General features: G+C 32.0%; 6 protein-coding genes. 2 read left to right on the top strand and 4 right to left on the bottom strand.

Features of this window, described 5'->3' with window-relative positions; all coding sequences use genetic code 11:
- Positions 1-219: 219 nt before the first annotated feature.
- The 4 genes from V7183_RS22725 to V7183_RS22710 all read right to left on the bottom strand — a co-directional run bounded on the left by V7183_RS22725 (position 220) and on the right by V7183_RS22710 (position 4,131).
- Complete coding sequence (locus tag V7183_RS22725; RefSeq protein WP_335360929.1) at positions 220-927, bottom strand: hypothetical protein; 708 nt, start codon at positions 925-927, stop codon at positions 220-222.
- Between the two features lie 535 nt (positions 928-1,462).
- Positions 1,463-3,118, bottom strand: a complete 1,656-nt coding sequence (locus V7183_RS22720; protein ID WP_335360928.1) for a putative ABC transporter permease subunit — start codon at positions 3,116-3,118, stop codon at positions 1,463-1,465.
- Positions 3,111-3,836, bottom strand: coding sequence for an ABC transporter ATP-binding protein (locus V7183_RS22715; protein WP_097897879.1), 726 nt, complete (start codon positions 3,834-3,836; stop codon positions 3,111-3,113). The genes V7183_RS22720 and V7183_RS22715 overlap by 8 nt, the downstream gene beginning before the upstream one ends.
- Positions 3,837-3,936: 100 nt before the next feature.
- Positions 3,937-4,131, bottom strand: coding sequence for a hypothetical protein (locus V7183_RS22710; RefSeq protein WP_335360927.1), 195 nt, complete (start codon positions 4,129-4,131; stop codon positions 3,937-3,939).
- Between the two features lie 178 nt (positions 4,132-4,309).
- On the opposite strand from V7183_RS22710, the gene V7183_RS22705 reads away from it, so the two are divergent.
- Both V7183_RS22705 and V7183_RS22700 read left to right on the top strand, forming a co-directional pair.
- Positions 4,310-4,669 carry a DUF3796 domain-containing protein gene (locus tag V7183_RS22705; protein WP_097897877.1) on the top strand — a complete coding sequence of 120 codons (360 nt, stop codon included), beginning with the start codon at positions 4,310-4,312 and terminating at the stop codon, positions 4,667-4,669.
- Positions 4,657-4,860 carry a helix-turn-helix transcriptional regulator gene (locus V7183_RS22700; RefSeq protein ID WP_097897876.1) on the top strand — a complete coding sequence of 68 codons (204 nt, stop codon included), beginning with the start codon at positions 4,657-4,659 and terminating at the stop codon, positions 4,858-4,860. The genes V7183_RS22705 and V7183_RS22700 overlap by 13 nt, the downstream gene beginning before the upstream one ends.
- Positions 4,861-4,970: the final 110 nt, after the last annotated feature.

The following is a 4,970-nucleotide window of genomic DNA, read 5'->3' as shown; positions in this document are numbered from 1 at the left end:
ATATAACACCTAAAAAATTCAAAAAATAAAAACAATCTCTTGCAGATATATTACTGAAGAGGTTGTTTTTTATCGAACTTTATTTCAAAGCTACATCATTGTGAATAAGAAATAATTTCTATTTTTTATTTCTGACCACTTTTTAATATTGTATAGATTAAATTTGCAATTTTACCACAAAGATGACCAATTGCCTTTTCCATAAATCATTCCATTTTATTATGAAAGTTTGTTTAATAGTTGGTTTAAATCTTGCTTTGTTTTCGTAGTTAACGATTTCATCCGTTTTACATCTATTTTTTGCTTCTCGGCTCCTACAATTAAAGGATACATACTCTGTCCAATTGTTTTATAATCAGTTGGATGTGAAGTCTCCAATTCTTTTTCTACTGCATCCCATTTGTCACTTATTTGTTTTCCAAGCTTATTTACTGTGTCTAGCTTTGGATTAGCAACCAGTTGTTTATCTAAGTTTTCAATCAGTTGAACAACTTCCTTTACATTTGTTTTCACAGCTATAGTTTGCTTCGTATCTTTCGTTGAAGTTTTTCCATCTGTAGTTTGATCACTTGTTTTCGTAGTCGTTTCTTTTTCTGTCGTTTTTCCATTTGTAGTCTGATCATTTGTTTTCGTAGTTGTTTCTTTTTCTGTCGTTTTTCCACTTGTAGTTTGATCATTTGTTTTCCCAGTTGTTGTTTTGGCATTACTGTCAGTTCCTGATGTTTCCTTTGAATTCTTTTGATCTTTCTCTGTTTTTTCGTTATTTTTCGTTGTAGACGTTTCATCAGCATTTGTTGTTTTTGCCTCTTCTTGTGCATTCGTTTGTTCTTTCTTTGCTTGATCTTTTTCTGCAGAAGGACTACAAGCTGTAATGGAGAGCATTGTACCAATCGCTAAAGATGCAATTGTTATCTTTTTCATTTTCATAAAAAGCCTCCTATATTTACAATTTTATCCTCCTCTTTACGATTCTATTTATCCATAAAAATCCCTTTTTGTTCTAACTATCATCTTTCCGACAGGAATCTCCATATCCGTACGTCATGTAATTATACGTTTCATGTTAATATTCGAGTTTTTTCTACTTGTTTTATATTACATTTGAAAAATATATTGTCGTATAAAGAATATCATTCTGTATTCCCATTCTTTAAAGCAATATCCCTCTATCAAAAGTCCTGATTTTTTGACAATCTACTTATTTCATACAAAAAAATAACTCGATAAAATATTTCTTATTTTTATTATTTCTCAACTTTTTGTTTACATAATAATATTATAAACTATTAATCCGCTGATTATTCCCCCTTACCAATCGGGCTTTTACATGGCGTTTTATCTCCTCCCTGACTTCTTTGCTTTTACCGAGCTTTGAGGTGGGAGTAATACTGCCCATTCATGCGGGATAAACATGGCTTCTTACAAAGTAAATCCCCTGCATAAATACAGGGGATTTACTTTGTTATTTAATATTTGCTAATATACGTTCTGCACCTAATTGTAAGCTTCGCGTTACGATTACATTTATAATTGTAAATACAATTAGTAGAATAATAAACATACCCCACAAACCAATTCCTAAAACAAAGTATAATGCACATACACCAGCTACGATAACCACATCCATTAAAATGTTCGCAAGGAAACTCCACAAGGTTGTGTATCGACTTTTAAACAATTTTTGCTCTGAATCCCAATGTATGTCCGCTGTTTGAGCATCCCAGCGCGTACCAATTAAATTTGTTAGCCATAAGCCATTCGCGCTTAATAAAAACCATAGCAACATAAAAAGTGGTGAAACACCCGCAGCAATAATCATAATTAGGCCAAATACAGCTAAAATGGCTATATTAATAAACCATGCTGTAAATACTTTTGCAAAAAAGATATCCGATGCTTTTACTGGTAAATAACGATTGACAAACCATGAACTTCCATCCCTAGAAAAGGAGGTTGTTGCAATAACATTACTTCCCATTAAAAATAAACCTGCACAAAAACCAATGCCAAGAGCTAAACCAGACCATTCTGGATCTTTTACAAATTTAGTTAGCCACTGTAAGTTCCCGTCCTGTACGAAAAGAATAAAGAATAGCATAATTGGCATTATGAAAGTTTGCACGATACAATTTATAAAAAATTGTGGTGTCCGGAATAAAGTTTTGAACTCTTTTTTTACATAAGCTTTTATGTGTGAGCTTTGTACAGTTGATTTCTTTAAGTTCTCTGCTGAAATAGCCTCTTTTTTTGCTGTACTTGTTGAAAGTCCAATAACTCCTTTTAAATATGTACGCTGTGCAACATAGAAAAACAATCCGAAAAATGCTAAGGAAATTACTGCAAAAATCACTACATATATAATCCCCTTCCAAGAAGCGTTTTCTATTAATCCCATTGCACCAAAGTATGTTGTTGGAAAATAATTGGTCATCTGAACTAGTAAAGACGATTGATGATCAGCAAAGTAATTTGCAACCGCATCCCCTGATACTGCACTTTTGTTTTTCCATTGCATAAATATGTTAATGCCTACAATAAATAATAGAGTTAACAGCCCGATGAACATATTGCTTCGATCTTTATTTTTAGCAATATTTGTATATCGCATAATAACTGTCATTAGGAGTGAGGCAAGTACGAGTGGAATAATAGGGAAAAATATGTAAATCAATATTACATATAAATAATATGTAATAAACGCACCACTTTGCAGACCGTAAACAATGAAAATTGGAAGTAAAATGAAAGATGCCATTACATACTGTGTAATTAATACGGTAATAAATTTCGCTGTAATAATTTGTGCTGGCTGCAGTGGTAATGGTAACAGCGTTTCAACATCATTGTTATAATAAAATACAGTTAAAATATTCGTAATACTAATTACAAATACCCATATGCTTGCAACGGCCAATCCCATGCCAATTATCGATGTTTCCTGTCCAATTGATTTCATTCCAACATACATTCCATATGTAAGTGGACCAATAAGTATAAACCCGGCAAATAATAGTGCTAAAAATGAAAATACATACGCCCACCGTTTCTTTTTATCCGTTATAATATCTGCATAATTTAATTTCAATAATACTTTTGTTAATGTCCAAATTTTATTCATTCCCAGTCATCTCCAAGAACATTTTTTCAAGAGATTCATTGGATTTAAAATGATCTCTCATTTCATTTAAGTTTCCTTGGAACTGCAAATTTCCCTTATTAATGATAGCTACGCGATCGCATAATTTCTCAGCTACTTCTAATACGTGTGTAGAGAAAAATACCGTTTTTCCTTTATCTGCATGTTCTCTCATCATCTGTTTTAAAATAAACGCTGATTTTGGATCAAGCCCTGTCATTGGCTCATCTAAAATCCACACATCTGGATCATGAAGAAGAACACCGATAATAATAATTTTCTGTCTCATTCCATGTGAATAGCTCTGAATTTGGTCAGACAAGGCATTATAAAGATCGAATTTCTCTGCTAAAAATTGAATTTTTTCCTGCCGGATTGCATTCGGCACCTCATACATATCAGCCATAAAATTCAAATACTCTATCCCTTTTAATCGCAGAAACATATCGGGACTATCCGGGACATAACCGAATGTTTTCTTAGCTTCCATAGGATCTTTCGTCACATCTTTTCCGTTGATCGAAATTGTTCCTTTATCTATTGCGTGAATACCTGTTACCATCTTAATTGTTGTTGATTTTCCAGCACCATTGGGGCCTAAAAATCCAAAAATTTCTCCACTTGGTACCGTTAAACTTAAATCTTTTACTGCATACGAAGAACCGTTATAACTTTTTGATACGTTTACAATTTCAATCATTTTATCCAACCCTTTCCTTTATTACCAATAAACTATATTATTATTATATCACAGTTATATTTTTTGATTTTTGTATTTTTTCAGATTTTAAAATTTATTTCTATCCATTGAAATAAATGTACAAACCTACACCAACTATTAAAACAATAGCTAACAAAATGTAAATCATTGTAAGCCTTGTAATATTTCCTTTCGTTGATTTACTATAATTTTCATCCCCATTTTTTCCTACTATTATCGTCCCAACCACCGTTACTGCCACGAGAAACAATGTAATTACTATCAAATTTGTCATTTTTTAACTCCTCCCTTCGCAACCATTTTACGCTATTTTTACTATTTATAGCGTGTAAATAGTATCATTTTTCTAAATTTTATGGAAGATTTCATTTTTTCTTTTCCCCATGTATGTATTTTGTGATATATTTATAACATAAAGTGATGTATTTGTAACATCGAAAGGAGATCGTATGATGAAGACAACTTGGATAAAATATCTTGGATTCCTTGGCTTTTTTGGATTTCTCGGTTTCTTTTATGAAAAAGGATTGTTTAGTATGTTTTGTTTCTTTTCCTTTTTCACAACGTATAGGAAAGTTCATCACGATGAGCTCTTTGAACAAATTGTAAATAAAGCTTGTCGAAATGCTTTTATCATTACATTATTGACTACTACGATATTTATATTTATTGAAATGTTATTCCCTAATCCAACTATACAAGAAATCGATATCGCTATCATTTTTGGTCTACTTGTTCTTACATTTGGATTTTCTATTTACTTTTACGATACACCAATGGATGAAATGGAAGATGCGCCATGGCGTTCATAACAAAAATAAAAGAATATCGCGCCCATTTACATATGACCCAGGATGATTTAGCAAAACTCGTTGGCGTCCGCCGTGAAACGATAAGCCATTTAGAGAAAGGAAAGTATAACCCTTCCTTACAACTTGCTCATGACATTGCAAAAGCATTGCATGCTTCCATCGATGAAATTTTTATTTTTGATGAAGTTTAAAAGTAAGAGATAAATAAGTCACCCTCTCTTGGTTATGACAGAGAGGGTGATTGTAAATCTAAATACAATGTAATTAAAAATTCTTAATAACAAACCAGACAATACTATAT

This window comes from Bacillus sp. JJ1127 (genome assembly GCF_036965845.1).
Taxonomy (GTDB): Bacteria; Bacillota; Bacilli; order Bacillales; family Bacillaceae_G; genus Bacillus_A.
The sequence above is the reverse complement of the archived record's forward strand: the minus strand, read 5'-3'. Positions and strand labels throughout refer to the sequence as shown.

What these genes read in the sequence shown, in the direction of transcription:
- V7183_RS22725 (WP_335360929.1), bottom strand. Translation starts at nt 927, where the DNA reads ATGAAAATGAAAAAGATAACAATTGCATCTTTAGCGATTGGTACAATG.
- V7183_RS22720 (WP_335360928.1), bottom strand. Translation starts at nt 3,118, where the DNA reads ATGAATAAAATTTGGACATTAACAAAAGTATTATTGAAATTAAATTAT.
- V7183_RS22715 (WP_097897879.1), bottom strand. Translation starts at nt 3,836, where the DNA reads ATGATTGAAATTGTAAACGTATCAAAAAGTTATAACGGTTCTTCGTAT.
- V7183_RS22710 (WP_335360927.1), bottom strand. Translation starts at nt 4,131, where the DNA reads ATGACAAATTTGATAGTAATTACATTGTTTCTCGTGGCAGTAACGGTG.
- V7183_RS22705 (WP_097897877.1), top strand. Translation starts at nt 4,310, where the DNA reads ATGAAGACAACTTGGATAAAATATCTTGGATTCCTTGGCTTTTTTGGA.
- V7183_RS22700 (WP_097897876.1), top strand. Translation starts at nt 4,657, where the DNA reads ATGGCGTTCATAACAAAAATAAAAGAATATCGCGCCCATTTACATATG.